This is a genomic window from Cytophagia bacterium CHB2 (genome assembly GCA_030263535.1).
GTDB lineage: Bacteria > Zhuqueibacterota > Zhuqueibacteria > Zhuqueibacterales > Zhuqueibacteraceae > Coneutiohabitans.
Window position 1 is genome coordinate 1 of the sequence record SZPB01000502.1, and the last position, 3,606, is coordinate 3,606.

Here is a 3,606-nt window from a genome sequence, read left to right on the forward strand (position 1 = left end):
TTCGTCCCGCGAAGCTGCAATTCCATCAACACGGGCCCACGGAGCTGGCGCATTACGCCGCCGCCGCCTTCGACATCGAATATGAATTCCCCTTTGGCTGGAAGGAATTGGAAGGCATTCACAACCGCACGGATTTCGATCTTAAGCGCCATGCGGGATACAGCGGCAAGGATCTGCAATATTTTGACGATGCGACGCGCGAGAAATTCATTCCCTACATCATCGAAACTTCCGCCGGTTGCGACCGCACCGTGCTGACGACGCTTATCGATGCTTATGACGAAGACGTGATCGAGGGCGAGGCGCGCACGGTGTTGCGCCTTGCGCCGGTAATTGCGCCCATCAAGGCCGGCGTTTTTCCGTTGGTGAAAAAAGACGGCATGCCGGAGGTGGCGCAGAAGATTTATCATGATCTCAAAAAGCAATTCAACGTGTTCTATGATGACGGCGGCGCCATCGGCCGGCGTTATCGCCGCATGGATGAAGCGGGCACGCCCTTCGGCATCACCGTGGACGGCCAAACGTTGCAGGATCAAACCGTGACCGTGCGCGAGCGCGATACCCTCGTGCAGACGCGCGTGAGCATGGACGCGCTAGCGCCTTTTCTGATGGAGAAAATGGCAAGTTACAAACGCGTCTAATCCAAGATTTTCACAAAGATCAAAAACGGGGGTACCATGATTCACATTATTCGTACACAAGCTACACCGGAACAGATTGCCGAGATGCTTCCGGTTTTTGAATTCTTTATCAAATTAGCCGTTGATATTGAGCGGGAAATTCTTGCGGGAGGCGGCGCGCGCCATGCCGATTGCGAGGAAGTTCTGCTGGAGGATGGCAGTAAACAAAAAAATATCTGGGGCGCAGATTGGTATCCGGATAGCTCAGAAGTCAAGTTTGAAGCGCTAATAAACATACGCCCGAATCAGAATAACCCTGCGATGATTATTCTTGATCGCGCGATTCGAGACCGGGTTGAAGAAATTGCCCGGCGATTGCTGGAGCGGCCATGATTAACGAAACAAGGCTTAGAGAACTCCATCTGCGCGACGCGATTCCAATTCAATTAGGGAATCTGGCGTCAAGTGTCAAGCGTTTGGGATTCTTGGTTCATTCCCAAAAACCCCGGGGTATTACTGAGCAGCTTTTTCAAGAATGCCAACTCTTCGCCGCGTGGACAATCTCCGACGCCAATCCAGAAACCCGGGCGGATTTGGAAGCTTTGCAGGTTGATTTGGCGGGTTGGCAAAATGACCTTGAAAACGGCGTTGCAGATGACACGCAGCGCGCGGACATCAGCGCCGCCTGCACGAGATGGGCCGAACGTTTACTCGAGCACTCCGGCTTGCTCAAAACCGGCAGGCCGGTTTCGGTGTAACGAGGAAAATCCGTTTACAAAAGGACAAGGGCATTATGTTAGTCAAACATGAAAAGGATTGTGAAGAAATCATCGCCAACGACGGTTGCCGCTTGCGCGAATTGCTGCATCCCGAGCGGGATCCGGAGGCAAAAATCTCCTACTCTTTCGCGATTGCCTACGTCGAACCGGGCAAAGCGACTTATCGCCACTATCTGCGCCAATCCGAAGTTTATTACATTATCGAGGGGATCGGCAACATGCACGTTGGCGAGGAGACCAAAGAAGTGCAATCTGGCGACGCGGTTTATATCCCGCCGGAAAAAGAGCAATGGATCGAGAATATCGGTCAAAATGTTCTCGTATTCGCTGCGCTGGTCAGTCCGCCCTGGCGTTTGGAGGATGATATTCGGCTCGACGAACAACGCTGAAAACCTCTACTGGCGTTCGCTGTTTGCCCGGTAATGAATTTCTCAACAAGGAAAACGATGCTGCCGGACGCGCGCGTGTTTACGTGTCTTTTTGCCGCCGCGATGATTGCGTTGTTTGCACAAACACTGGGCGCAACGCAAAAAAATGGCTTGCGCGACCGCGAGTTGCGCAGACTCTATCAATCTCTGCAAAAACCCATCCCCGCCGATTCTGCCTGGGCGATACGCGATACCCTGCTCGTTCAACTGCCTGATTTCAAAGCAACACTGCATTCAGGAAAAATTACGGTTCTGCTCGACAGCACGCAGACCGTCACCGGGCTGCTGTTCGAGGGTCAAGCCCACATCGAATTTCGGCCGCCGCATGCGCTCGAGCAGTTTCAGGTTTCCCGGTTTGCCAAGGATTCTCTGCTCTCGTGCACGGCTTCACAAATCCTCTGGCGATTTTCGCGTCTTGAAGATTTCTCCATGCCCGGGGAAAGCAGATCAATCTTTACCGGCGCTCAACTCCCGCGCATTCATGCGCCATTGCACCGCAAAACTCAGGATTGGATGGGCGATATTTCTGAGGCGCTGCTTGAGCACCGGGGCTACAATTTGGCGGCGCAACTTTTGCGCCGGCGCGTTGAAGAAAAACCTTCCGCCTTCGTCCTCTGCGCGTTTTATCCCGATCGCGATCTCAATCCTTTTCCTCCGCTCTATCTCTACTTCTTTGATTCTGCTGCCGAGGAACCAATAACGTTATTGCAATACTTTCCCAAGCGCATCAGACGCCCGTTTTACACGGTGTGCAGCTATAAGCCAACGCATGATCCGCCTCCCCGGCAACCGGCGCCGCAATTGATGAGATATACCGGCTGGGTCGAATTGGACGGCGGCGGCAACATGGAAGCCGACCTCGGAGTCAACATCGCGCTTCCGCAAACCAAGCCGCGCACACTCTCATTTACGTTATCCACCGAACTTGATCTCGCCTGGGTGCGATCCGAACAGGGCGACACGCTGGACTTCATCCGCGCAAAGAAAGAAACGGACATCACGGTGTTCCTGCCTGCGCCCGCGGTTTCCGCAGACACGCTGCGCTTGCTCTTTCATTATGACGGCGACATGTTGCAACGCCATGAAAACGGCTCGCTTTTTCTCAAAGATCCGGTATTCTGGGTGCCGCGCCTGGGTTACTTGAATCGCGCACATTACAGCATCGTATTTAAATGCCCGCCGCGCATGCGCGTCTTGACGGGCGGCCGCCTGGTGCGCGACTGGTATGAAGGCGGATTTCATTTGAGTTTTTACAGATCATTCTTGCCTGCCAAAGCGGCAACGTTCTGTTTGGGAAATTTTTCGGCGGATACGCTTCTCGCTTCCCCAGAACTGGGCTTGCCGCAAATTGAAATCTACAGCATGACACGGCGGGCCCTGCCTGATCGCAAACGTGTGGCAAAAGATTTGGCAAACAGCCTGTATTTTTTTCAAAACCATTTGGGCGATTTTCCCTTGCCCGTGCTGCGTGTCGTCGAATCGCCGACGATGCACAGCCAGGGATTTCCCGGCTTCGTTACGCTTTCCTGGCTGGGCTTTGCCGGCCACGTCACCGGGCCGACGGAAGCGCTGCGCAGTCACGAGGTGGCGCATCAATGGTTTGGCAATTTGCTCGGGTGGGCAACGTATCACGATCAATGGCTCAGCGAAGCCTTTGCGGAGTATCTCGGCGCGCTTTATGTCGAATGGGTGCTGCGCGAGGACAAGCGTTTTGACGAGATGTTGCAGGCGTGGAACAATGACTTGCTCAATCGCGGCAACGTCGGTGTGAGCATCGGC

Annotated in this window: 5 protein-coding genes; all 5 read left to right on the top strand. The window is 54.0% G+C overall.

Going from position 1 to position 3,606, the window contains the following annotated elements:
- On the top strand, positions 1 to 641 hold a 641-nt coding region (locus tag FBQ85_27965), incomplete at its 5' end, for a glycine--tRNA ligase (protein MDL1878969.1).
- A 36-nt stretch (positions 642 to 677) separates the two neighbouring features.
- Positions 678 to 1,013 (top strand): hypothetical protein, encoded by a 336-nt coding sequence (locus FBQ85_27970; GenBank protein MDL1878970.1) that lies wholly within the window; start codon positions 678 to 680, stop codon positions 1,011 to 1,013.
- On the top strand, positions 1,010 to 1,378 hold the full coding sequence (locus tag FBQ85_27975) for a hypothetical protein (protein ID MDL1878971.1): 369 nt from the start codon (positions 1,010 to 1,012) through the stop codon (positions 1,376 to 1,378). Before FBQ85_27970 ends, FBQ85_27975 begins: the two co-directional genes overlap by 4 nt.
- 35 nt (positions 1,379 to 1,413) lie before the next feature.
- Positions 1,414 to 1,788, top strand: a complete 375-nt coding sequence (locus FBQ85_27980) for a cupin domain-containing protein (GenBank protein MDL1878972.1) — start codon at positions 1,414 to 1,416, stop codon at positions 1,786 to 1,788.
- Between the two features lie 33 nt (positions 1,789 to 1,821).
- Positions 1,822 to 3,606 (top strand): M1 family metallopeptidase (locus FBQ85_27985; GenBank protein MDL1878973.1); only part of this gene is annotated, 1,785 nt, incomplete at its 3' end.

What these genes read in the sequence shown, in the direction of transcription:
- FBQ85_27975 (MDL1878971.1), top strand. Translation starts at nt 1,010, where the DNA reads ATGATTAACGAAACAAGGCTTAGAGAACTCCATCTGCGCGACGCGATT.
- FBQ85_27970 (MDL1878970.1), top strand. Translation starts at nt 678, where the DNA reads ATGATTCACATTATTCGTACACAAGCTACACCGGAACAGATTGCCGAG.
- FBQ85_27980 (MDL1878972.1), top strand. Translation starts at nt 1,414, where the DNA reads ATGTTAGTCAAACATGAAAAGGATTGTGAAGAAATCATCGCCAACGAC.